Genomic DNA, 396 nt, shown 5'->3' on the forward strand with positions numbered 1-396 from the left:
CAAATTCCGCTCCATGCCCTTGAATCAGCATATTTAATTTCGGCTGCAAGCCAGTAATATCATGCGCTGCTTCTGGTATCTCACAGTTATGCGCGACTAACAAAGCGTCTGCTTTTTCGTGAAAAGTATCTAAAGAGTCTAAAGCCATATTAGAATCATCAAATGTTACACCATGGTCTTCCAGTAAAAAATTTAATTTTCTATTTATGTCATTTGCTATATTTTTGTCCATTTCTATAAATCCTCCGCATTTGTATTTTTGTTACATCTACAGTCTACAAGAGATAACCGCTGTAATAATTGATGCGTATCAATAAACTGTGTTATTATTAGAAATACTTTGAATGTATAGACACCGTTCTAAAACAAAATTTAAATTTGAATATAACTAAAGAT

The 396-nt window shown here is 32.3% G+C and carries 1 protein-coding gene; it reads right to left on the reverse strand.

Annotated elements, in window-relative coordinates; genetic code table 11:
- Positions 1-232: hypothetical protein (locus ACTQ54_RS12440; RefSeq protein ID WP_441757255.1), on the reverse strand; the 232-nt coding region annotated here is incomplete at its 3' end.
- Positions 233-396: the final 164 nt, after the last annotated feature.

The sequence above is a fragment of the Fundicoccus sp. Sow4_H7 genome (assembly GCF_052115865.1).
Classification (GTDB): domain Bacteria; phylum Bacillota; class Bacilli; order Lactobacillales; family Aerococcaceae; genus Fundicoccus_A.